Origin of the sequence: Mesorhizobium intechi, assembly GCF_002879535.1 — a bacterium.
Lineage (GTDB): Bacteria > Pseudomonadota > Alphaproteobacteria > Rhizobiales > Rhizobiaceae > Mesorhizobium > Mesorhizobium intechi.
In genome coordinates, this window is sequence record NZ_PNOT02000243.1 from 69,804 (window position 1) to 90,545 (window position 20,742).

The window sequence follows — 20,742 nt, forward strand, 5'->3', positions numbered from 1 at the left end:
ATCCGTCGCCTTCGGCGACACCTTCCCCACAAGGGGAGAAGGGAAGATGGAGCTGCTGGCGCCTACGCGAGTGGCCCGAAACGCCACAGCGAGCTGTAGTGCATGATCGGCCGCTCGAACCTTGCGCCGGCGGCGACAAATCGCTTTCCCGCATCCAGCATGGGCTGGAAGGTGTCGAGCTGCCTGGCGTGCTCCAGCGTGTCCCACACGCTGGTGTTGATCAGCGACGATGTCGCCTCGTCGGCACCGGCGTCGAAGACGAGCAGCCCCGGCAGGGCCTCTATGCCGGGGCGAAGCTCCGCCTCGGCGGCCACCATCATCGCGCGCAACGAAGCGAGCTTCGTCGCATCGCAGCGCAGGATGGACACACGCAGCACGGATTCAGGCATCGGGTTCTTCTCCGGGAGTTGACGCGCTCCACGCTAGGCCACGCCGACCCGGGCCGCCAATACCGTGCCAATCAAGATTGAGTGCGCATTGAGCCTGGTCTTCCCTTCTCCCCTTGCGGGAGAAGGTGGCCTCGCGAAGCGAGGTCGGATGAGGGGTGCTCCAGGGAATGCCGACGTCTCACTCCGCTGGAGCACCCCTCATCCGTCTCGGCGCTAACGCGCCGATCCACCTTCCCCCACAAGGGGGGAAGGAAGAGTGCTCTTACCGCCAAGGCTGCAGCCTGGTATCTCTTACATAGGCGATGATAGTGTCGCAGACGGCGTTGAGGTCTTTCAGGACATCGTCATTCCAGAAACGCAGAACCCGGAAGCCCTTGGCCTCGAGCTCCGTTTTGCGGATCTGGTCCGTATCCGACTCCGCATGCTGGCTGCCGTCGATCTCAATGATCAGTCGAGCTTCGGGGCAAATGAAATCGGCGACGTATTTTCCGATAGGCGCCTGGCGCCGGAATTTTATCCGGTCGAGCCTGCGGTCGCGCAGCTCCTGCCAGAGCCTGCCTTCCGCTTCCGTCATCTCGCGCCGGAGCGAGCGGGCAAATCTACGCTTGGCTTGGGTGACGGGTTGATGCGGCATGGCGCAAGATTAGCCAGACCCGGCGCTCCGTCCAACACCCTCATGCCGTCTCGCCGCTTCGCGCGATCCACCTTCCCCCCCGAGGGAGAAGCAGTCCTCCTTACTGCGTCAGCGCTGTGTCCGAGGGCCGCTTGTTGAAGTCGCACTTGCCGGTGACGTTATAGAAAAAGTCGGCATTCGTATAATCGGCCGGGAGGGTGGTGCCGCCGTCTTCCCAGGCCTGGTAGCTGGTCTGCGAGCAAGGCACGACGCTGAAGATGTCAATCAGCTGCCCCGCGGCGACCTCGGTCAAGGGCGTGGGCGTGGTGCCCAGATAGAGGTAGTCGGAAGTGTTGGTGTCGTTCGTCTTGAACGTCGCCTTGTTGCCGGTCGTGACATCCATCTGCAGGAAAAGCTGGCCCATCTGGCTGACGTCGACGGCGGCGCCGGAACCTGTGGCAGGCACGTTGGTGGTGGCGCACGTGGTCTGGAAATAGATCGTCTTGCCGCTGTTGCCGTCGTACTGCCCGCTCACGATCGCGCCCGACGGCGGGCTGGTGAAAGCCGACATTGAGCCGATGGTGGAGCATGTCTGCATCTGGACCACCGTCGAGGTCGAACCATTGACAAGCGATGTCGTCGTCGTGCCGTAACCCTTCGCTTCCGTTACCGAATAGGACCTGCCGCCCACCTTGTACGAATAGGTGTAGGGCGAGTAGACATAGCTCGCCGTCATCAGTTTCTGCGGCGTCGTGGCGCCGAAGCTGGTGCCGTAGAGCGTCATCGTCTTGTTCCAGTAACCCGACACCTTGTCGATCTTGAAGGACGCATTGACCAGCGCCGGCGGCTTGCTGACCGCCGACGCGACGGCAACCGGCACGGAGTCGATCCTGGCGATCTTCATGAAAATGGTCGGCATGGAGAAACTTGCCGAGGCCTGGCCGGTGGCGGCTGTGGTGGGGGTACCAGCCACAAAACTGTTCAGCGTCGCGGTGCCTTGGCCGCCATTGGCGATGAAGGCATCCTGCAGCGCCGTCTGGCGCTGCGCCAGCGTCGAGGTGGTGTCCATGGTGGTGATCGACAGCAGCGCGGCATCCAGCGCCTGCTGCTGGTTGGACCGGGTCTGGATCGCGCTGGTATAGTCGACCGAGAAGCCGATCGCGCTTATAAGAGGCACCAGCATGAGAAAAAACAGCGGCATCATCGAGCCGCTGCGCGAACGGGCGAACCCGCCTGCAACTTTCAGCATTTTCGTACCCCCAGGGATATTAGTGATCACTCAAATATCACGCGCGGGCAAACCAAGGTCTAATGCGATCGGTCAAAGTTTAAGCATTCGCCGCCGCCGGGGCCGGCATTTGGCGCGGCTCACCGCTTTGTGATCGAAGGCGCCGCCCTTGCGCCGCAAGCCTTGCCGCCGCAAGCCGCCCCTGCTAAAGCGCGCGACATGAGCACGCCCCTCGACCACATCCGCAATTTCTCCATCGTCGCCCATATCGACCATGGCAAATCCACGCTCGCCGACCGCCTGATCCAGTCCACCGGCGGGCTGGAGCTGCGCGACATGAAGGAGCAGGTGCTGGACTCGATGGACATCGAGCGCGAGCGCGGCATCACCATCAAGGCGCAGACGGTGCGGCTGAAATACCGCGCCAACAATGGCGAGGACTATATCCTCAACCTCATCGACACGCCCGGACATGTCGACTTCGCCTATGAAGTGTCGCGGTCGCTGGCCGCCTGCGAGGGCTCGCTGCTGGTGGTCGACGCCAGCCAGGGCGTCGAGGCGCAGACGCTGGCCAATGTCTACCAGGCCATCGACAACAACCACGAGATCGTCGTGGTGCTGAACAAGGTCGACCTGCCGGCCGCCGAGCCCGAGCGCATCCGCGAGCAGGTCGAGGAGGTGATCGGCATCGACGCTTCCGGCGCCGTGCTGATCTCGGCCAAGACCGGCCTCGGCATTCCCGACGTGCTGGAAGCCATCGTCCACCAGCTGCCGCCGCCGCGCGAGGGCGATGCGACCGCCCCCTTGAAGGCCATGCTGGTCGACAGCTGGTACGACGCCTATCTCGGCGTCATCGTTCTGGTGCGCATCATCGACGGCGTGCTGAAGAAGGGCCAGACCATCCGCATGATGGGCACCGGCGCCAAATACCTGGTCGAGCGCACCGGCGTGTTCACGCCGGCCCGCATCAATGTCGAGGAGCTCGGCCCCGGCGAGTTCGGCTTCTTCACCGGCTCGATCAAGGAAGTGGCCGACACCCGCGTCGGCGACACCATCACCGAGGACCGCCGCCAGACCGCGCACGCCCTGCCCGGCTTCAAGCCGGCGCAGCCGGTGGTGTTCTGCGGCCTGTTCCCGGTCGACGCCGCCGATTTCGAGGACCTGCGCGCCGCCGTCGGCAAGCTGCGCCTCAACGACGCCTCCTTCTCCTACGAGATGGAAACCTCCGCCGCGCTCGGCTTCGGCTATCGCTGCGGCTTCCTCGGCCTGCTGCATCTGGAAATCATCCAGGAGCGGCTGGAGCGCGAGTTCAACCTCGACCTGATCGCCACCGCGCCCAGCGTCGTCTACCGGCTGCTCTTGAATGACGGCTCGGTGAAGGAACTGCACAACCCGGCCGACATGCCCGACGTGGTCAAGATCTCGGCCATCGAGGAGCCGTGGATCCGCGCCACGATCCTGACGCCCGACGACTATCTCGGCGGCATATTGAAGCTCTGCCAGGACCGGCGCGGCATCCAGGCCGACCTCTCCTATGTCGGCAAACGCGCCATGCTGACCTACGATCTGCCGCTCAACGAGGTCGTCTTCGACTTCTACGACCGGCTGAAATCGATCTCCAAGGGCTACGCCTCGTTCGACTATCACCTGACCGACTACCGCGAGGGCGACCTGGTGAAGATGTCGATCCTGGTCAACGAGGAGCCGGTCGACGCGCTCTCCATGCTGGTGCACCGCACCGCGGCCGAAAAGCGCGGCCGGCAGATGTGCGAGAAGCTGAAGGAGCTGATCCCGCACCACCTCTTCAAGATCCCCATCCAGGCGGCGATAGGCGGCAAGGTCATCGCCCGCGAAACCATCTCGGCGCTGCGCAAGGACGTGACGGCGAAGTGCTACGGCGGCGACGTCTCGCGCAAGCGCAAGCTCTTGGACAAGCAGAAAGAGGGCAAGAAGCGCATGCGCCAGTTCGGCAAGGTGGACATCCCGCAGGAGGCGTTTATCCAGGCGCTGAAGATGGGGGATTGAGAAGCCGGTTGGCGCGCCTGGCGCGCCAAGTCATCGATCCGGTGGATCGATGACAGGCTTCGAAAGCGGGGAGCTGCCGGAGGCAGCGGGCCCCCCGCCAGCGGCGCTGACGCTGCGCGGTGGAGATTATTCTCCGGGTGGCGGGGCGGGATGATCGCCGGGCGCAGGCGGTGCTTCCCCCGAAGCGGCGGCGATCTCTCGAAAAATGCCGTCGACATTTGCGAACATGACGCGACCTAAATCTGCAACGTCCGATGCGTTGCCAAGACGGATGAGGCGCATGGTCCTCAGACACAGAACAGCTATGTCGTCAGGCCCATTGTCCGCTGCATGATATGTGGGTTGGATTGTAGATAAGACGGCTCGGACCAACCTCTGCTCCAGTCGCGGAGCTGCGGTGTTCCAAACATGTATTGCGACAGCCTGATCCTCAACTCGGAGGCCAAAGTTCGGTGTGAAGTTGACGGAAAACGTTTCTCCAGGGCTTCGCACCGTGACCGCATGACATTCCAAGACTGCGCCTGGGTTGAGAATTCTCCACGCATTTAGCCGCTTGAGGCCGAGTTGAGCAGATCGCCTCTCTGGTGGTTGAGCAATTGCAAGTGTCGCCGCCAGTAAATTCTCCAACGGCTCTCCAGCTACCAGACGCCGGCAGAGACGACGAAGACTGCTATGAAAATCATAGCCTCCCTCTCTTGGCGCAGATCTTCGGCGTAGCTCAGTTCGCTGCGGCCGATCGTTCATATGGACAATTCTCAAGAAAGCTGAAATTCCAAAGGATGGCATTTGGTGTGCCCTTTCTGAGGACCCTGAACGAAAAAGGCCCGCCAGCGGCGAGCCCTTCGTATCATGCCGCATTCTCAAGATTCGACGGATACCAGACCGGACTACTGGTTGACGCCTTCATGATGTCTATACCGCGCTGGGCATCGACACGGCGCTTGTAGCTCTCACTGCTTACGGCGATGGTTTCGCCATTCACAGCTTCGTAAGTCCACCGCCATTCGCCACTATTGTCCTTGTACAACCAGTACGAAGGGTAAGTACGCTGCGCCATTGGAGTCGCTCCTTAATTGGCATAAGCGAACGTCAGGCTTGACCATGGCGGATTATTCTGATTCAACATCAGTGTACCAAATACGCTATGCCCCGCGCCTGACGTCCAATCTTGTGCGGGTTAGAACTCGGAAACCGTCGCGGCTCGCCAGCTTTGCGGCGGTTTCTTGATTCTAGACGACTTCTAGATGAGATTAAGCAATGTCGAGAGTCAAGACATGGCTAAAGGATCGCTGACTTAGGTCTGCGATCGTGAAAATTTCATAATAAATACAGGCGCTTACTCAAACTCCTCCTAGCGGGATAACTCAGCGCAAAGCGACCACCGCCTTGGGGACAATACTTCTGTTCAGCGAAAGAACAAACATTTTGATCGAGCTGATTCTGTTGCGCTGCAAAATAGGTCGGGAGTGCTGACTTTTTATTGTAATGGCATCGCAACGTTGGAAGGGGTTACCGCTGTTGCCCCATCGGTATTCTCTTTGAGCGCGCGCTTCTCAGCAGTACCCTCTCTCCGCACCCGGGGAGTCACCACATGCGCAGCACCTCAAACACCGTCGCCTCTCTCGGCCTCGCCATCGGCGGCGCCTTTGGCCTGGCCGGCACCTTCGTCGCCAGCGCTCCGCTGCGCGAAACGCTCTGGACGATCGACGGCGTGGCGCTCGTCGTCGCCGCAGCACTCCTCACCATGAAATACCAGCGGCTGGGCAATGATTGCGTCGCCGCCGGCTTCCTGACCTTCCTGGCCGGCGAGAGCCTGCTGCTGGCCGGCAATGCGGCCGGGCTGGAGGCCAGCGTGCCTTCCTATGCCGGCGGCATCTCGCTGTGGGCGGCGGGGCTGGTCATGGTCAGCGCGCCGGGCACGTTCGCGCTCTGGATGCGGCTGACCGCGCTCGTCGCCGCCGTGCTGTTCGTCGTCTCGGCCGGCATGATCCTGTGGGGCGCGCCCCTGCTGCCGACATCGGCGCCGCTGCCGGCCGCCGGCTATCCATTCCTGGTCCTGACTTTTGTCGGGTGGATTTGGACGTTGGTGCGGGAGGGGCGGTGAGCGCGACGCCTCTTCCTTCTCCCCTTGCGGGAGAAGGTGGATCGGCGCGCCAGCGCCGAGACGGATGAGGGGTGTTCCAGCGGAGTGAGGGAAAGGATTGGGCGCTTATAGCATTTAGTTCTGTAAGGCAGCGATCCGTCACGCACCCCGTCTTGCCGCTTCGCGGCAATCCACCTTCCCCCCCACAAGGGGGGAAGGAAGAACGCGCCGCAACGCGCCTCAGCTCTCAATCCACACCTTCTCGAAGTGCTGCTCCAGCGCCTGGTGCTGCTCGCAGCCCTCCACCCCCTTGCGGTAGGTCCGGTAGACCGAGCGCCAGTAGGGCTGGATGATGATGCCTGAGTCGCGCAAATTCTTCTCGATGCCGGCCATGATCTCCTTGCGGGCCTTGGCGTCCGGCATCGCCAGCGCCTTGTCGAGCAGGTCGTCGAATTCCTTGCTGGCATAGGCGCTTTCGTTCCAGGCGGCGCCCGATTTGTAGGCCAGCGCCAGCACCTGGACGCCGAGCGGGCGTCCCAGCCATTCGGTGCAGGAGAAGGGGTATTTGCTCCAGTCGTTCCAGAAGGTGGCGGCGGGCAGCACGGTGCGCTTGATCTTCAGGCCGGCCTCGCGCATCTGCGCGGCGATGGCGTCGCCGGTGCTCTTCTGCCATTCGACGTCGACCGAGATCAGCTCGTATTCATGGTCCGGCTTGCCGGAGGCGGCGAGCAGTTTTTTCGCCTCCTCCACATCGCGCCTGGCCGGGCCGATATCGGCATATTCGGGGTGCATGGGGCCGACATGGTGATTGTCGGCGGGTTTGCCCCTGCCGCCGAGGCCGAGCGCCAGCACCGCCGAATTGTCGACGGCGAGCTGCGCGGCGCGGCGGATCTTGATGTCGTCATAGGGCGCGTTGCCGACGTTGAAGCGGGCGACGATGGTCGAGCCGGTGGCGATCTCGGAATTCTTCAGCCCCATCTTCTCGGTCTGCGAAACGGCATCGGAGGCGGTTTCGTGGTCGGTGTCGATCTCGCCGGATTCGAACGCCGACAGCATGGCGTTGGGGTCGGAGCCGTAGTCGATCCACTGGATGCCATCGAGATGGAATTCGCCCTTCCACCACGGCTTGTCCTTGCGCTCCACCTCGGCGCCGGTCTCGGCGTCCCATTTCACCAGTTCGCAGGGGCCGGTGGTGATGGCCAGCGCCTTCATCGGATCGCCGTCACCGTCATAGGAGCGGTGCATGATCAAGGCGGGATAGTCGGCCATGCCGGCGATCAGCGAAATGTCGGGCTTGGGCAGGTTGAGCCTGATCGTGTGGTCGTCGACCTTCTCGATGCCGCCATCGACCGCCTTCTTGGTGTCGGCATTGACCAGCGCGCCCATGCGCGCGGCGACCGAATTGCCGGCCACGCCCGCCTCGCACCAGCGGGTGAGGTTGTGGACGACATCATCGGCGTTGAAGGCGTCGCCGTTCGACCAGGTGATGCCCTTGCGCACATGCAGCGTCAGCGTCCTGGCGTCGTCGCTCATCTCCCATTTTTCGAGCAGCCAGGGCTCGAAGGTAAAATCGGTGTTCCAGCGCACCAGATATTCGTTGCAGTGGCGGGCGACGTTGGACATTTCGACGCCGTCGAAGGTGCGCGGGTCCTTGAAGCCCTTGACGTTCATGGCGACGCGCAAGGTGCCGCCCTTCTTCGGCTCGGCCGCGCGGGCCGGCGTGGGGGCAAGGCCGCCCAGGGCAAGCGCGCCGGCGGCGCTGACGCCGAGGCCGGCCATCAGCGCCAGGTATTCGCGGCGGCTGATGGCGCCCTTCCTGAAATCCTCGGCGACGGGCTTGGCCCGCGGATGCGGTTTGCGGTCGGTCAGCATGAATCTCATCGTCGTTCCCTTTGTCGTTGGCGCGTGCCGCCCAAAGTGCGGTCTTGGGGCAGCGGCATGCGCGGAAGCAGGCTCGTCCCGACGGATCGCCTACGCGGTCGCGACCGCCGGGACGCCTTGCCTGAGGCGGCGATGATAGGGCGGGGTGACGTAGCGGAGTGTTCTGGAATCCGCAGGAGTTGTGCGCTGCTCCGCAGGGTGAGCGGCGGTTGGCGGGAGGGCGGGCAGGCCTCCGCTGCGCTCCTTGCTCCGTCCGTGGATGACGAAGTCGAGGGTTGGCGCCTCCAACAAAAAACCCGGCTCAAGGCCGGGTTTTTCGAGGCATTCCGTGGAGAGACGTCAGCTCACCTGAACCTTCGACGCGGCGGCCTGGTCCTCGGCGATCTTCTGCTGGAACATCTGGGCGAAATCGATCGGGTCGAGCATCAGCGGCGGGAAGCCGCCATTGCGGGTCGCCTCGGCGATGATCTGGCGGGCGAAGGGGAACAGGAGCCGCGGGCATTCGATGAACAGGATGGGCAGCATGTGCTCCTGCGGGAAGCCGGAGATGGCGAAGACGCCGCCATAGACCAGCTCGACATTGAACAGCACTTCCTGGTCGAAGGAGGCCTTGGCGTTCAGCGTCAGGTTGACGTCGAACTGCTTGTCGGAAAGCGGGTTGGCGTTGACGTTGACGTTGATGGCGATGCCGGGGGCCTTGTCGCGGCCGCGCAGCGAGTTCGGCGCGCCGGGGCTTTCGAAGGACAGGTCCTTCACATACTGGGCGAGCACGTTGAGCGAAGGCTGCGCCTGCGCGTTGCCGTTGCCGTTGGCCGCGCCGGTCGGCGCGTCATCATTGCTGGCCATGAGCCTTATATCCTTTTCCCCTGGGCAGCGTTGCTGACCGAATTGAAATCGGGCGTTCGCTACCATGGTCGGCATGACAAGACAAGGTTTGCCGCCTTGCGACCGGAGCGGACGCAGACTGCATCGAGATTCAGGTCAGGCCGAGGCGAAAGGGGTGGTTTCCGAGAACCGGAGCGGAGCGTACTTGACCTACGTGAGCACCGGAAGCGCGGGAAGCCGCGCTTTGCAGACCGGCATCACCTGAATATCGGTGCGGTCTCAGTCATCCTTCAGCCGCCGCCACGGCGAATTGTGATCCGGGCCGCGCTTGAAATCGTCCTCGCGCGAATAGTCGCCGTCGTCGAGGTCGATGACCCTGTCGCGCGGCCGGCGGAAGCCGCCGGCGGAGAAATCGGTGGCGACGACGATGCGGCCCTTGAAGCGGCGCCAGGCAAGGTCGCGCACCGGCGGCAGGAACAGCAGCAGGCCGATAATGTCGGTGATGAAGCCGGGGATGATCAGCAGGATCGCCGCGACCACGATCATGGCGCCGTGGGCGAGGTGGCGGCTGGGATCATGGCCGGCATCCATCTCGGCGCGCACCCGCGCCATGACTCCGAACCCCTGGTGCCTGAGCAAAAGCACGCCGGCAATGCTCGAGGCAAGCACCAGGCCGACCGTCGCCAGCGCGCCGACCTCGCGGCCGACGATGACGAAACCGGCGATCTCCAGCAGCGGCAGGGCGAGAAGAAACAGGGGAAGCAGCGAAATGCGCAAGTCTTGCCAACCTTCCGGTCGTTGGTCGTTTCGATTGTTTTGCCCTGGCGGCCAATCGCCGCTGGCACTGAGGCCGTTAGATAGGTATGCCTGCCTTTAATTTGAATGATTGCACCTTGCGTTCTATATGCTTTGAATGTTGAACGCTATGCGACCGCGGCCTGTTGGCCGGATGGTCCGGCCTAGGGCAGGGATTGATTGGCGGAAGATATGGGTTTCTTCGACTTCGGCACGATTTTCTTCCTGATCGCGGCGGTGGTGATCTTCTTCCAGCTGCGCAACGTGCTGGGCCGTCGGACCGGTAGCGAGCGGCCGCCCTTCGACCCCTACTCGGCGGCGCGCACCGAAAAGGACGCCACGCAGAAGCCCGAAAACGTCGTTTCGCTGCCGCGCAAGCGCCCGCCGGGCGAGCCGGCGCCGGCCGACGCCTATGCGGCGATCGATGCCTTCGCCAAGCCCGACACCGATCTCAACAAGGGCCTGCGCGCCATCAAGGACAATGACCCGTCCTTCGACCCGAAGGGTTTCGTCGACGGCGCCAAGATGGCCTATGAGATGATCGTCATGGCCTATGCCGACGGCGACCGCAAGACGCTGAAGAACCTGTTGTCGCGCGAGGTGTACGACGGTTTCGTCGCGGCGATAGGCGAGCGCGAGGCCAAGTCGGAAAAGATCCAGTCCTCCTTCGTCGGCATCGACAAGGCCGATATCGTCTCGGCCGAGATGAAGGGCGGCGAGGCGCATGTCACGCTGCGCATCATCAGCGAGCTGATTTCGGCGACGCGCGACAAGGCCGGCGCCGTCATCGACGGTGACCCCGAAACCGTGGCCGAGGTCAAGGACGTCTGGACCTTCGCCCGCGACACGCGCTCGCGCGATCCGAACTGGAAGCTCGTCGCCACCGAAGAGGAAGACTGAGCCCCGATGCATGTCGCCCAAAAGTGCCAAGCGGTTTGGGACAACGACCTGCATCAAGACCCAGACCTGAAGCGCGTCGCATGATGCTCTTCAAACACGACGCGCTTTAGGGCGACGGGCTCCGGTGTCGCTCTCGCCTCTCTTTTCGGCAAGGTCTTTCGATGATCTCCCCGGCTGGGGCGATGACGACCCTGTGCCGGCCTTCGAGGCCTTTCGCCGTTCCGCCGTCCATGTGCCGGTAAAACCCTATCGCAGCGGCGCGCTCGGCGTCGATTTCGGCGCCTTCGCCGCGGCCTACGCGGATGCGCGCGACGCTTCGCCTGTGACCGGAGCGGAAGCCCGCGCCTTCTTCGAGCGTCATTTTGTCCCCATGCTGGTCCGGCCCGAGAGCGGCGCCGGCCTCGTCACCGGCTTCTACGAGCCGCAGGTCGAGGCCTCGCCGGTGCGCACGCAGCGTTTTGTCGTGCCGCTGCTGTCGCGGCCGGCCGATCTGGTCGATGTCGACGACGCCAATAGGCCCGACGGGATGGATTCCTATCTCGCCTTCGCGCGCCGGACGGCGGATGGACTGGCCGAATATTTCGACCGTGGCGCGATCGAGCGCGGCGCGCTCGACGGCCAAGGGCTGGAGATCGCCTGGCTGGCCGACAAGGTCGACGCCTTCTTCATCCATGTGCAAGGCGCCGCGCGGCTCGCCATGACCGACGGCCGGCTTCGCCGCGTCACCTACGCCGCTAAGTCGGGCCAGCGCTTCACCGGCCCGGGCAAGGTCTTGAGCGAGCTGGGCGAGATCCCGCTGGCGCAGGTGACGATGCAGTCGATCCGCGCCTGGTTCAAGGCGCATCCGCGGCGCATCGACGAGATCCTGTGGCAGAACCGCTCCTACATCTTCTTCCGCGAGGCTGATGTCGAGGACGCCGCGCTCGGCCCGATCGCCGCCGCCAAGGTGCCGCTGACGCCGGGCCGCTCGGTGGCGGTCGACCGGCTGCTGCACACATTCGGCACGCCCTTCTACATCGACGCGCCGACGCTGACCGCGTTCGACGCAAGGCCGTTCCGCCGGCTGATGATCGCGCAGGACACCGGCTCGGCGATCACCGGGCCGGCGCGCGGCGATCTCTTCGCCGGTTCGGGCGATGCCGCGGGCGAGATCGCCGGCGTGGTGCGCAATGCCGCCGATTTCTACGCGCTGGTGCCGCGCGCGCTGGCCGGGGGCGCCAGATGAGCAAGCGTCCGGACAGGCTCAGCGAAGACGACCGGGTGCTGTGGAACCTGGTGGCGCGCACGGCCAAGCCGCTCAAGGGCAGGGCCTCGGTCGACATTCCCGACATGGCCGCCGAGGCCAGGCCGACGGCGCCGCAGCCGGCGCAACCCGCCGCCAGTACGCCGGGCGCGGTAAAGCCGAAAGTCCAGCATGTCACGCACCGGCTCGACGAGCCGACGCTGGACAAACTGTCGAAAGGCCGGCTTCCGATCGAAGGCCGCGTCGACCTGCATGGCATGACGCAGGACGAGGCCTATTCGCTGCTGTTCTCTTTCCTGCACCGGGCGCATGCCGGCGGCATCCGCTATGTGCTGGTCATCACCGGCAAGGGGTCGTCCTCCGGCGGCGACGGCGTGCTGCGGCGCGCGGTGCCGGCCTGGCTGTCGACGCCGGCCTTCCGGCCGCTGGTCTCCAGCCACGACCACGCCGCTCGCAACCATGGCGGCGCGGGCGCGCTCTATATCAGGCTGCGGCGGGCACGCTCATGAGGATCGCGAGGCCGGGCGCATGACGCCGTTCGGCGAGAGGCTGCGGGCGCTGCGGCGCGAGCGCGGCGTCAGCCAGAAGGACATGGCGGCGGCGATCGGCGTCAGCGCCGCCTATCTCTCGGCGCTCGAGCATGGCAGGCGCGGCGCGCCGACCTGGACGCTGATCCAGAAGATCATCGGCTATTTCAACATCATCTGGGACGATGCCGAGGAGCTGGCGCGGCTGGCCGAAGCCTCGCATCCGCGTGTGAAACTCGACACGTCGGGCCTCAATCCCGCCGCCACCGAGCTCGCCAACCTCCTGGCCGAGAACATCGAGAAGCTCGACGAAGCCGAACTGCGCCGCATCACCGCCTCGATCCGTGCCGCGCTTGGCCGGCGCGCATAGCTGGTCTTACCTCATTGCAACGGTCTGCCGGCGTGCAAGACAGTGCCCGCCGGCGGCAGCCGGCGGGCCACTGGGGTGGGATCAGGGCTTGCCGGCCGTGCTGCCGTTGGGGCTGCCGCCCTTGCTGCCCGGGCGGCCATTGTCGCCGTGGTCACGGCCACCGTTTCGACCGCCCAGGCAATCCGACGCGCCGGCAGTGCCGCAACAGCGGCCGGCCCAGAGATCATTGAGGTTGGTGTGGACGCAGCTGACCGTCTGGTCGGCCATTGCGGATCCGCCCAGGGCCGAGACGGCAGCGAAGGCGAGAAGGGTGTTGCGCAGCAAAGCAGTCATTTGAAGTCTCCATGGTTGGGTTTCCGTCGTTCACGGCTGTGTGTCGCCGGGCGAACGGAAATGGTTCATGGAGAGGGGGAGAAATTTTTCGGAGGGATGCGCGGAGTGCACGGCTTGGCCATGTTCGCGCTGCCCCTGATCTGGCTGCCGCCATCTTCTCCCCGTATAGGGACGGGGAGAAGGACGCTGTCATTGATGGTTTCGCCAATGGTCCGCGTCGAAGGAGAGGCGCCGGCGGTGCGGCCAGCCCTTTCTCCCCGTCACCATACGGCGAGAAATGCCCGGCAGGGCAATGAGGGGCGGCGCTAACCTCTGCTAAAAGTGGTCGACAGAGCCCACGGAACCGCAAGAACGGCCGCGCCCCTGAACTTGCAGCCCAGTCCCTACTCCACCGACCCGACCAGCACCTGCTGGCCGCCGCGGATGGAGACCCAGCGGCCGGTGTTGTCGATCGCCTGCCGCTTGAGGAAGCGGTAGCCGGTCTGGTCCCAGGCCTTGACCTTGTCGGTCAGGTTGTCGAGCACGTAGTCGCCCTTGTCGGTGCGCACGGTCAGCACGGAATGGCCTTCGCCGTCGGGCTTGCGCACCACGGTGATGAGCAGATCGGCCAGCGAGACACCCATGTGGGACAGCCGGCGGCGCTTCTCCAGAACATAGTCCTCGCAATCGCCGACGTCCTTGTCGGGATAGGCCCAGACCTCGTCCCTGCCGTAAATGTCCATGTCGCTCATCGGCTTGACGGCGGCGTTGACCCGGGCGGTGACGCCGGCGAGCTTGCGCATCAGCCCATTGGTCATTTTTGCCGGTGCCAGGTTGCTCGGACGGATCGAGCATTCGCCGGCGTGCAGCTTGCAAAAATCATAGTGGCCGATCGGCTGCGAGGTGATGCCCCCGGTCGCCATCGCTCCGGCCGCCATTGCCGGCCAGCTTCCCGTGGCTGCCAGACCGGCCGCGGCCACGCACAAACGCAGCTTTCTCGCCATTGTTGAGGAATTCATTGTCCCCGCTCACCCTGTTGTTAACGAAACGTTAAGGGCGATTGACAGTCCGTGTCAATTACGACGACGGACTGATTTGCGGCATGGTTACCCGCGGGGAGGGAGAGCGTCCATCGTGCAACAGGTTCGGCCTGCGGCCGATCTTGTCCCGCAATGGCTTACCGCCTGGCGGTGCGGACCAGTTTCGGCTTCACCGCGACGCGGTTCTGGCGGCCGTAGCTGGTGATGAAGTCGACGATGCGCGGCACGATTTCGGAGCGGAAGCGCGAGCCGTTGAAGACGCCGTAGTGGCCGACCGCCGGCTGCATGTAATGCGCCTTCTTGTCGGCCGGAATGTTGACGCACAGGTCCTGCGCCGCCTTGGTCTGGCCGAGGCCCGATATGTCGTCGTTCTCGCCCTCGACGGTGAACAAAGCCACGTTGCGGATGGCGGATGTGTCGATCCTGGTGCCGCGATGCATCATCTCGCCCTTGGGCAGGGCATGGCGCACGAACACGGTGTCCACGGTCTGCAGGTAGAACTCCGCCGTCAGGTCCATGACGGCCAGGTACTCGTCATAGAAGTCGCGGTGCTTCTCGGCATTGTCGCCATCATGCTTCACAAGGTGCATGAAGAAGTCCTTGTGGGCGATGATGTGTCGGTCGAGGTTCATGCTCATGAAGCCCGACAGCTGCAGGAAGCCCGGATAGACCTCGCGGCCGAAGCCCGGCACGGGCCAGGGCGCGCGCATGACGACATTGTCGCGGAACCAGTCGATGCCCTTTTCCTCGGCCAGGAGATTGACCGCGGTCGGGTTGCGGCGCGTGTCGATCGGGCCGCCCATCAGCGTCATGGTCGAGGGCACGAAGGGATCGCCCTTCGCCTCCATCAGCGCCACGGCGGCCAGGACCGGCACGGAAGGCTGGCACACCGCCATCACATGGGTGTCAGGCCCCAGCGCGTGGAACATGTCGATGATGTAGTCGATATAGTCGTCGAGATCGAAGCTGCCGTCCGCCAGCGGCACCATGCGGGCGTCGACCCAGTCGGTGATGTGGACATCGGCATAGGGCAGCATGGCTTCCACCGTGCCGCGCAGCAGCGTCGCATAGTGGCCCGACATCGGCGCCACGATCAGAAGCTTCGGATCCGGCTTGCGGCCGGCGGGCACGGCGCGCTCGAAGCGGACCAGGTTGCAGAACGGTTTCGACCAGACGGTCTTTTCGGTGACCGGGACGCTTTTCCAGTCGACGACGCTCTTGTCGAGGCCGAAAGCGGGCTTGCCGTAGCGGCGCGTGGTGCGTTCGAACAGTTCGGCGCCCGCCGCGATCGAACGGCCCCAGGGCGTGTGCGAGACCGGGTTCAGCGGGTTGGAATAGAACATCCGCACCGCATCGGCATAGAGCCGGGCCGGCTGCAGCGCCGCGTGGTTCATTTCGTAGAGCTGGTAGAACATCGACAACCCCGCTGCTGCTGCGACCGAAGGGACGACGAGCAGCGCCGAGCCTCAAATGTCTCGCGGCGAGGTTAACAACTAATTGCTGCGATGCAATACGTCACGTTGCGGGACCAATGGTTCTTTCGTCCAAGGCGTTGCAAACGCGCCTGGAACGGCCGAGCCGGCTTAATGTGCGGTGCCGAAATGCGTAGGAAATGTGTCCGGCTCCGCTGCCGGACGCCGGCAACGGCTACACGCGCGCCATGCAGACCGAGGTATGGCCCGAGCCGATGAAGCCGAGCTGGCCGGCGGCGCCCTTCGACAGGTCGAGCACGCGACCCCGGATGAACGGGCCGCGATCGTTGATGCGCACGATGACGCTGCGGCCATTGTTCTGGTTGGTGACGCGCAATTTGGTGCCGAACGGCAGCGTGCGGTGGGCGGCGGTCAACGCCGACGGGTTCATGCGCTCGCCCGAGGCGGTGCGCGAGTGCAGCGCGTACCAGGACGCACGGCCGCACTGGCCGGCGGCGGCGGTTGCCGAGGTGGCGGAAGCGCCGACCATCAGGCCAGCAGCGATCGTTACCGCGACAAGCGCGGTCTGGTTTAGGGTCTTCATATTTGAGGGATGGCTCCGTTTTTGACAGACCCCAGCCGTTAGGTGCCAAATAAGGCAGGAAATGCGGCAAGCATCTGTCCGTTCCGTGGCGGGATCACACGTTTGGAGTCGGAAGGTAACAGTCTGTCAGGGATTTTCCGGCGCGATTTGAATCATTTCCGATGATCTTCGAGCCGATATGCGAGATCGCTTTGACAAGATACCGAATTAATATCCAAGTAGAATCCGGCGCGATCGGGTCAATTCCTTAGGCTCTTTCATCACGCCGGCCGCGTCACCAACGATCGACTTGAAAAGCGAGATACGTCAATGAGATTGACCAAAAATCTGCTGGCCTTGATTGTGCTGGTCATCGGTGCGGTGTGGTCGCTGCAAGGCATCGGCGTGGTCGGCGGCAGCTTCATGACCGGCCAGCCGCAATGGCTCTATATCGGTCTCGTCGCCATGCTGCTCGGCCTGGTCGGGCTGGTATGGGCGAACCGCTAGGGGCAGGAACCGCGAGCGAGCACATTCGTGATTGGCCGGGCCAACCTCGACCTCGTCAAAGGCTCGCCGCCGGTCCCCCAGGCGGCCAGCCAAAGCCCCGCAAGACAGCCCTAGCCGAACAGCCGGTCCAGGATCGTGCCTTCGAGGCGGGCGAGCGCGGCCGAGCCGCGTCGGCGCGGCCGGGCCACGGGCACTTCCAGGTCGAGCGCGATCCTGCCGGCGCTGATCACCACCACCCGGTCGGCGAGCGCGACCGCCTCGGCGACATCATGCGTGACCAGCACGGCGGCGAATTTCTGGGCGAGCCAGATGCGCTCCAGCAATTGCTGCATCTCGATGCGGGTCAGCGCGTCGAGCGCGCCGAGCGGCTCGTCGAGCGCCAGGATCTGCGGCTGGCCGACCAGCGCGCGGGCCAGCGCCACGCGCTGCTTCTGCCCGCCCGACAGCACCGAGGGCCATTCGTCGGCGCGGTCGGCCAGGCCAACCTCGCCCAGGATGTCGAGCGCGCGTTGCCTTGCGTCCTGGCCGGCGGCGATGCCGGTCAGCCCGACCTCGACGTTTTTCACCACACTCGCCCAGGGCAGCAGGCGCGGCTCCTGGAACATGAAGCGCGTGTGGCTGTGACCCTCGTCCCCGGCGCCCAGCGTCAGCGATCCCGATGTCGGCCTGTCGAGCCCGGCCAACAGCCTGAGCAGCGTGCTCTTGCCGCAGCCGCTCTTGCCGATGACGGCGACGAACTGACCGGCCGGCACGTCAAGGTCGATGCCGTCGAGCACGATCTTGTCGCCGAAACGTTTTTCCACGCCCTTGAAGGCGAAGGCGCGGCGTCCTTCGACGGAGATCGCCGGGCGCGCCGGCACCGGCGCGGCGACGAAGGAACGGACGGAGGTCAGGCTGGCGGCTGGCATCGAAGACTTATCCGTTCTGGAAGGCGGGATGCCAGCCGAGCGACAGCCGCTCGAGCAGGCGGGCGAGGCTGTCGGCCAGCTTGCCGAGCAGCGCGTAGATAAGGATCGACAGCACGACGACATCGATCAGCAGGAATTCGCGCGCCTGCATGGCCATGTAGCCGAGGCCGGAACTCGCCGAGATGGTCTCGGCGACGATCAGCGTCAGCCACATGATGCCCAGGGCATAGCGCAGGCCGACGAAGATCGCCGGCAGTGCGCCGGGCAGGACGACGCGGAGGAACAGGGCGCGCCGGTCCATGCCGTAGACACGGCCCATCTCGACCAGCTGCGGATCGACGCTCTGTATGCCGAGCAGCGTGTTGACGTAGATCGGAAAGAACACGCCGAGTGCCACCAGGAACAGCTTTGCTTCCTCGTCGATGCCGAACCACAGGATGACAAGCGGGATCAGCGCCAGATGCGGGATGTTGCGGATCATCTGCAGCGTGGTGTCGGTGAGGCCGCGACTGAGGCGCGACAGCCCGTTGGCAAGGCCGAGCGCGAAGCCGATCGAGCCGCCTATGGCAAAGCCGGCAAGCGCGCGCGCCGTCGAAACGGCGATGTTGCGGATCAGTTCACCCGAAAGCGTCAGCCGCCAGAGGGCCTCGGCGACAGCACTTGGCGCCGGCAGCACATTGGCCGGCATGGCGCCCGCGCGCGATGCCGCTTCCCAGCCGGCGATCACCAGCACCGGCAGCACCCAGCCGATCGCATTTGCCTGGAGGCGCGCGGAAAAGCTCATGAGGAGGCCCGCAGGCGGGCGGGGCCATGGAAGCCGACGGAGAATTCGTTGGCGATGTCGCGATGCGCCCGCTGCCGCCTGGTGCCCAGCCCGAGGCGCGGGAACAACAGTTCGGCGACGCGGTAGGCTTCCTCGAGATGCGGGTAGCCGGAACCGATGATGGTGTCGATGCCGATCGCCTGGTATTCGCGGATGCGCTCCGTGACCTGCTCCGGCGTGCCGACCAGCGCGGTGCCGGCGCCGCCGCGCACCAGGCCGACGCCGGCCCACAGGTTGGGCGAAACGACGAGCCTGTCGCGGCGGCCGCCATGCAGCTCGGCCATGCGGCGCTGGCCGACCGAGTCCATCTGGTTGAGGAAGCGCGCCTGCGCATTCTCGATCTGGGCATCGGTGACATGACGGATCAGCCGGTCGGCGGCGCGCCAGGCTTCGTCCTCGGTTTCGCGCACGATGAAATGCAGCCGGATGCCGAAGCGCAGCTTCCTGCCGCGCAGCGCAGCCTTCTTGCGCGCCGCGGCGAGCTTCTCGGCCACCTGGGCCGGTGGCTCGCCCCAGGTCAGGTACATGTCGACGAGGTCGGCGGCGAGATCCTGGCCGGCGTCGGACGATCCGCCGAAATAGAGCGGCGGCCGCTCTTGGCTTGGCGGAAGGTCGAGGCGGCCATTCTCGACGCGGTAATATTTGCCGTCGAAGTTGACGCGCTCGCCCGAGACGAGGCCACGCCAGATGGTCAGGAATTCATGCGCCTGGGCATAGCGCTCGTCATGCGGCAGGAAGACGCCGTCGCCGGCGAGCTCGGTCGGATTGCCGCCGACCACGACGTTGAGCAGCAGGCGGCCATCGCTCAGCCTGTCGAGCGCCGCTGTCTGGCGCGCGGCGAACGTCGGCAGCGTCACGCCGGGCCGCAGAGCGACGAGGAACTTCAGCTTTTCGGTCAGCGTCGCCAGGCCCGTCGCGGTGATCCAGGAATCCTCGCAATTCTGCCCGGTCGGCAGCAGCACGCCGGGAAAACCGAGCCGGTCGACCGCCTGCGCGATCTCCTTGAAATAGCCGAACTCCGGCGGCCGCTGCTGCTCGTCGGAACCGAGATAGGAGCCGTCACCATGCGTCGGGATGAACCAGAAGAAATCGAGCGGGTTGGCTTGCGTGGTGATGTCTGGCGCAGTCACGGACGGATCTCCGGGAGATTACAGGCACAAAGGCGCCGGACGTTGCCGCCGGCGCCGCACGAGAAGAATCAGTTGACCGGCGCGGTCCATACGGCGTCTGAGATGCGGACTGCCTTCGGGATCAGGCCGAGCTTGTAGAAGCGGTCGGCGGTCGCCTGCTGGCCGGCGGTGATCTCGTCGGTGATCGGAAAGATGCCGAATTTGCTGCGATTGGCGGCGATGGTCTGGGCGTCGAGCGGCACACCGGTCACCTCATGCAGCGCCTCGGCCACCTTGTCGCGGTTCTGGTCGGCCCATTTCACCGCATCGCCCAGAGCGGCGATGGTGGTGGTGATGATGTCGGGATGCGCCTTGGCGAAATCCTTGTTGGCGAGGAAATAGGTGTTGACCTTGAGCACCTCGCTGGAGCGGGCCAGCACGCGCGGCTGGTAGCGAGTTTCGGCGATGGCGAAGAACGGGTCCCAGACCGCCCAGGCGTCGATCTGGTCACTGGCGAAGGCGGCGGCCGCATCGGCGGGGCTGAGATAGACCGGCGTGATCTGGTCGAAGGGAACGCCGGCCTTTTCCAGCGCGGCGACGAGCAGATTATGCGCGGAGGTACCCTTGCCGACGCCGACGCGCTTGCCCCTGAGGTCGGAGACGGACTGGACCGGCGAGGCCGGCTTGACGAAGATCGCTTCGCCGTCGCCATTGGACGGCAGTGCCGCCGCGTAGACGATGTTGGCGCCGGCCGACTGGCCGAAGATCGGCGGCGCGTCGCCGGTCCAGCCGACGTCGATGGCGCCGACATTGAGCGCCTCGACCAGCGGCGGTCCGGCGGTGAATTCCACCCACTTGACGGTGATGCCCTTGTCGGCGAGCGCCTTCTCGATCACCTGCTGCTGCCGGGCGATCACCGGCAGGCCGGTCTTCTGATAGCCGATGTTCAGCTGCTTCAGCTGCTGCGCGGCGGCGCCGAAGGACAGGCCGACGGTAGCGGCGAGCAGGCCGACGCCGAAAACGCGTCTCGTCAGATGGAACATGATCCCTCTCCTTCGCTGCGGATCGGCGCCGGGAAACGTCCTCGCCGGTTTTGATGAGGGATGAGGCTAGGTAATTCTATAAAGTTAGTAGAGGAATGATTTTGCGAGTTGCCGCCGCCGCCCGGA

The 20,742-nt window shown here is 64.7% G+C and carries 22 protein-coding genes; 7 read left to right on the forward strand and 15 right to left on the reverse strand.

Annotated elements, in window-relative coordinates; genetic code table 11:
• Positions 1 to 62 precede the first annotated feature (62 nt).
• The 3 genes from C1D09_RS21615 to C1D09_RS21625 form a co-directional block, all read right to left on the reverse strand.
• Complete coding sequence (locus C1D09_RS21615) at positions 63 to 389, reverse strand: hypothetical protein (protein ID WP_143976225.1); 327 nt, start codon at positions 387 to 389, stop codon at positions 63 to 65.
• A 262-nt stretch (positions 390 to 651) separates the two neighbouring features.
• Entirely contained in the window at positions 652 to 1,023 is a 372-nt protein-coding gene (locus C1D09_RS21620) for an endonuclease domain-containing protein (RefSeq protein WP_143976226.1), read from the reverse strand.
• A gap of 100 nt (positions 1,024 to 1,123) precedes the next feature.
• The gene (locus tag C1D09_RS21625; protein ID WP_143976227.1) at positions 1,124 to 2,251 is read right to left on the reverse strand and encodes a TadE/TadG family type IV pilus assembly protein; all 1,128 of its coding nucleotides are present in this window, start codon (positions 2,249 to 2,251) and stop codon (positions 1,124 to 1,126) included.
• Positions 2,252 to 2,449: 198 nt separating this feature from the next.
• On the opposite strand from C1D09_RS21625, the gene lepA reads away from it, so the two are divergent.
• A complete protein-coding gene (gene lepA, locus C1D09_RS21630) occupies positions 2,450 to 4,255 on the forward strand; it encodes a translation elongation factor 4 (protein ID WP_127871049.1) in 1,806 nt (601 codons plus the stop codon).
• A gap of 847 nt (positions 4,256 to 5,102) precedes the next feature.
• Here the strand turns inward: lepA and C1D09_RS21640 are convergent.
• Positions 5,103 to 5,312 carry a YegP family protein gene (locus tag C1D09_RS21640; protein WP_143976229.1) on the reverse strand — a complete coding sequence of 70 codons (210 nt, stop codon included), beginning with the start codon at positions 5,310 to 5,312 and terminating at the stop codon, positions 5,103 to 5,105.
• 534 nt (positions 5,313 to 5,846) lie between these two features.
• Here C1D09_RS21640 and C1D09_RS33230 point away from each other — a divergent pair.
• On the forward strand, positions 5,847 to 6,359 hold the full coding sequence (locus tag C1D09_RS33230; RefSeq protein ID WP_167514704.1) for a hypothetical protein: 513 nt from the start codon (positions 5,847 to 5,849) through the stop codon (positions 6,357 to 6,359).
• 219 nt (positions 6,360 to 6,578) lie between these two features.
• Here the strand turns inward: C1D09_RS33230 and C1D09_RS21655 are convergent, their stop codons facing one another.
• From C1D09_RS21655 to C1D09_RS21665, 3 genes are all read right to left on the reverse strand, one after another.
• Positions 6,579 to 8,219: an ABC transporter substrate-binding protein gene (locus C1D09_RS21655; protein WP_143976230.1), complete on the reverse strand. Its 1,641-nt coding sequence runs from the start codon at positions 8,217 to 8,219 to the stop codon at positions 6,579 to 6,581.
• Positions 8,220 to 8,558: 339 nt separating this feature from the next.
• Positions 8,559 to 9,065: a protein-export chaperone SecB gene (gene secB, locus C1D09_RS21660; protein WP_143976231.1), complete on the reverse strand. Its 507-nt coding sequence runs from the start codon at positions 9,063 to 9,065 to the stop codon at positions 8,559 to 8,561.
• 258 nt (positions 9,066 to 9,323) lie between these two features.
• Positions 9,324 to 9,821, reverse strand: a complete 498-nt coding sequence (locus C1D09_RS21665) for an FxsA family protein (protein ID WP_143976232.1) — start codon at positions 9,819 to 9,821, stop codon at positions 9,324 to 9,326.
• A gap of 210 nt (positions 9,822 to 10,031) precedes the next feature.
• Between C1D09_RS21665 and C1D09_RS21670 the strand changes: the two genes are divergently transcribed.
• The 4 genes from C1D09_RS21670 to C1D09_RS21685 all read left to right on the forward strand — a co-directional run bounded on the left by C1D09_RS21670 (position 10,032) and on the right by C1D09_RS21685 (position 12,879).
• Positions 10,032 to 10,739 carry a Tim44/TimA family putative adaptor protein gene (locus tag C1D09_RS21670; RefSeq protein WP_143976233.1) on the forward strand — a complete coding sequence of 236 codons (708 nt, stop codon included), beginning with the start codon at positions 10,032 to 10,034 and terminating at the stop codon, positions 10,737 to 10,739.
• A gap of 124 nt (positions 10,740 to 10,863) precedes the next feature.
• Positions 10,864 to 11,964 (forward strand): murein transglycosylase A, encoded by a 1,101-nt coding sequence (gene mltA, locus C1D09_RS21675; protein ID WP_143976234.1) that lies wholly within the window; start codon positions 10,864 to 10,866, stop codon positions 11,962 to 11,964.
• Positions 11,961 to 12,491, forward strand: coding sequence for a Smr/MutS family protein (locus C1D09_RS21680; RefSeq protein WP_143976235.1), 531 nt, complete (start codon positions 11,961 to 11,963; stop codon positions 12,489 to 12,491). The genes mltA and C1D09_RS21680 overlap by 4 nt, the downstream gene beginning before the upstream one ends.
• A 19-nt stretch (positions 12,492 to 12,510) precedes the next feature.
• Positions 12,511 to 12,879: a helix-turn-helix domain-containing protein gene (locus tag C1D09_RS21685; RefSeq protein ID WP_143976236.1), complete on the forward strand. Its 369-nt coding sequence runs from the start codon at positions 12,511 to 12,513 to the stop codon at positions 12,877 to 12,879.
• An 81-nt stretch (positions 12,880 to 12,960) separates the two neighbouring features.
• Here the strand turns inward: C1D09_RS21685 and C1D09_RS21690 are convergent, their stop codons facing one another.
• The 4 genes from C1D09_RS21690 to C1D09_RS21710 all read right to left on the reverse strand — a co-directional run bounded on the left by C1D09_RS21690 (position 12,961) and on the right by C1D09_RS21710 (position 16,247).
• On the reverse strand, positions 12,961 to 13,212 hold the full coding sequence (locus tag C1D09_RS21690; protein WP_143976237.1) for a hypothetical protein: 252 nt from the start codon (positions 13,210 to 13,212) through the stop codon (positions 12,961 to 12,963).
• Positions 13,213 to 13,595: 383 nt separating this feature from the next.
• Entirely contained in the window at positions 13,596 to 14,210 is a 615-nt protein-coding gene (locus C1D09_RS21700; protein WP_143976238.1) for a transglutaminase-like cysteine peptidase, read from the reverse strand.
• A 158-nt stretch (positions 14,211 to 14,368) separates the two neighbouring features.
• Complete coding sequence (locus tag C1D09_RS21705) at positions 14,369 to 15,646, reverse strand: polyhydroxyalkanoate depolymerase (protein ID WP_143976239.1); 1,278 nt, start codon at positions 15,644 to 15,646, stop codon at positions 14,369 to 14,371.
• Positions 15,647 to 15,878: 232 nt separating this feature from the next.
• Complete coding sequence (locus C1D09_RS21710) at positions 15,879 to 16,247, reverse strand: septal ring lytic transglycosylase RlpA family protein (protein ID WP_010912524.1); 369 nt, start codon at positions 16,245 to 16,247, stop codon at positions 15,879 to 15,881.
• A gap of 309 nt (positions 16,248 to 16,556) precedes the next feature.
• Here C1D09_RS21710 and C1D09_RS33235 point away from each other — a divergent pair, with 309 nt between their 5' ends.
• Positions 16,557 to 16,733 carry a hypothetical protein gene (locus C1D09_RS33235; protein WP_167514705.1) on the forward strand — a complete coding sequence of 59 codons (177 nt, stop codon included), beginning with the start codon at positions 16,557 to 16,559 and terminating at the stop codon, positions 16,731 to 16,733.
• A 110-nt stretch (positions 16,734 to 16,843) separates the two neighbouring features.
• Here the strand turns inward: C1D09_RS33235 and C1D09_RS21720 are convergent, their stop codons facing one another.
• The 4 genes from C1D09_RS21720 to C1D09_RS21735 form a co-directional block, all read right to left on the reverse strand.
• Positions 16,844 to 17,641 carry an ATP-binding cassette domain-containing protein gene (locus tag C1D09_RS21720; protein ID WP_143976240.1) on the reverse strand — a complete coding sequence of 266 codons (798 nt, stop codon included), beginning with the start codon at positions 17,639 to 17,641 and terminating at the stop codon, positions 16,844 to 16,846.
• Between the two features lie 7 nt (positions 17,642 to 17,648).
• Positions 17,649 to 18,425 carry an ABC transporter permease subunit gene (locus tag C1D09_RS21725; RefSeq protein ID WP_143976241.1) on the reverse strand — a complete coding sequence of 259 codons (777 nt, stop codon included), beginning with the start codon at positions 18,423 to 18,425 and terminating at the stop codon, positions 17,649 to 17,651.
• Positions 18,422 to 19,594, reverse strand: coding sequence for an FMNH2-dependent alkanesulfonate monooxygenase (gene ssuD / locus C1D09_RS21730; protein WP_143976242.1), 1,173 nt, complete (start codon positions 19,592 to 19,594; stop codon positions 18,422 to 18,424). Before ssuD ends, C1D09_RS21725 begins: the two co-directional genes overlap by 4 nt.
• A gap of 68 nt (positions 19,595 to 19,662) precedes the next feature.
• Positions 19,663 to 20,616 carry a sulfonate ABC transporter substrate-binding protein gene (locus tag C1D09_RS21735; protein WP_143976243.1) on the reverse strand — a complete coding sequence of 318 codons (954 nt, stop codon included), beginning with the start codon at positions 20,614 to 20,616 and terminating at the stop codon, positions 19,663 to 19,665.
• Positions 20,617 to 20,742: the final 126 nt, after the last annotated feature.

What these genes read in the sequence shown, in the direction of transcription:
- C1D09_RS21615 (WP_143976225.1), bottom strand. Translation starts at nt 389, where the DNA reads ATGCCTGAATCCGTGCTGCGTGTGTCCATCCTGCGCTGCGATGCGACG.
- C1D09_RS21700 (WP_143976238.1), bottom strand. Translation starts at nt 14,210, where the DNA reads ATGAATTCCTCAACAATGGCGAGAAAGCTGCGTTTGTGCGTGGCCGCG.
- C1D09_RS33230 (WP_167514704.1), top strand. Translation starts at nt 5,847, where the DNA reads ATGCGCAGCACCTCAAACACCGTCGCCTCTCTCGGCCTCGCCATCGGC.
- C1D09_RS21670 (WP_143976233.1), top strand. Translation starts at nt 10,032, where the DNA reads ATGGGTTTCTTCGACTTCGGCACGATTTTCTTCCTGATCGCGGCGGTG.
- C1D09_RS21725 (WP_143976241.1), bottom strand. Translation starts at nt 18,425, where the DNA reads ATGAGCTTTTCCGCGCGCCTCCAGGCAAATGCGATCGGCTGGGTGCTG.
- C1D09_RS21680 (WP_143976235.1), top strand. Translation starts at nt 11,961, where the DNA reads ATGAGCAAGCGTCCGGACAGGCTCAGCGAAGACGACCGGGTGCTGTGG.
- C1D09_RS21690 (WP_143976237.1), bottom strand. Translation starts at nt 13,212, where the DNA reads ATGACTGCTTTGCTGCGCAACACCCTTCTCGCCTTCGCTGCCGTCTCG.
- secB (WP_143976231.1), bottom strand. Translation starts at nt 9,065, where the DNA reads ATGGCCAGCAATGATGACGCGCCGACCGGCGCGGCCAACGGCAACGGC.
- C1D09_RS21735 (WP_143976243.1), bottom strand. Translation starts at nt 20,616, where the DNA reads ATGTTCCATCTGACGAGACGCGTTTTCGGCGTCGGCCTGCTCGCCGCT.
- C1D09_RS21620 (WP_143976226.1), bottom strand. Translation starts at nt 1,023, where the DNA reads ATGCCGCATCAACCCGTCACCCAAGCCAAGCGTAGATTTGCCCGCTCG.
- lepA (WP_127871049.1), top strand. Translation starts at nt 2,450, where the DNA reads ATGAGCACGCCCCTCGACCACATCCGCAATTTCTCCATCGTCGCCCAT.
- C1D09_RS33235 (WP_167514705.1), top strand. Translation starts at nt 16,557, where the DNA reads ATGAGATTGACCAAAAATCTGCTGGCCTTGATTGTGCTGGTCATCGGT.
- C1D09_RS21640 (WP_143976229.1), bottom strand. Translation starts at nt 5,312, where the DNA reads ATGGCGCAGCGTACTTACCCTTCGTACTGGTTGTACAAGGACAATAGT.
- C1D09_RS21655 (WP_143976230.1), bottom strand. Translation starts at nt 8,219, where the DNA reads ATGAGATTCATGCTGACCGACCGCAAACCGCATCCGCGGGCCAAGCCC.
- C1D09_RS21625 (WP_143976227.1), bottom strand. Translation starts at nt 2,251, where the DNA reads ATGCTGAAAGTTGCAGGCGGGTTCGCCCGTTCGCGCAGCGGCTCGATG.
- C1D09_RS21710 (WP_010912524.1), bottom strand. Translation starts at nt 16,247, where the DNA reads ATGAAGACCCTAAACCAGACCGCGCTTGTCGCGGTAACGATCGCTGCT.
- C1D09_RS21685 (WP_143976236.1), top strand. Translation starts at nt 12,511, where the DNA reads ATGACGCCGTTCGGCGAGAGGCTGCGGGCGCTGCGGCGCGAGCGCGGC.
- C1D09_RS21705 (WP_143976239.1), bottom strand. Translation starts at nt 15,646, where the DNA reads ATGTTCTACCAGCTCTACGAAATGAACCACGCGGCGCTGCAGCCGGCC.
- C1D09_RS21720 (WP_143976240.1), bottom strand. Translation starts at nt 17,641, where the DNA reads ATGCCAGCCGCCAGCCTGACCTCCGTCCGTTCCTTCGTCGCCGCGCCG.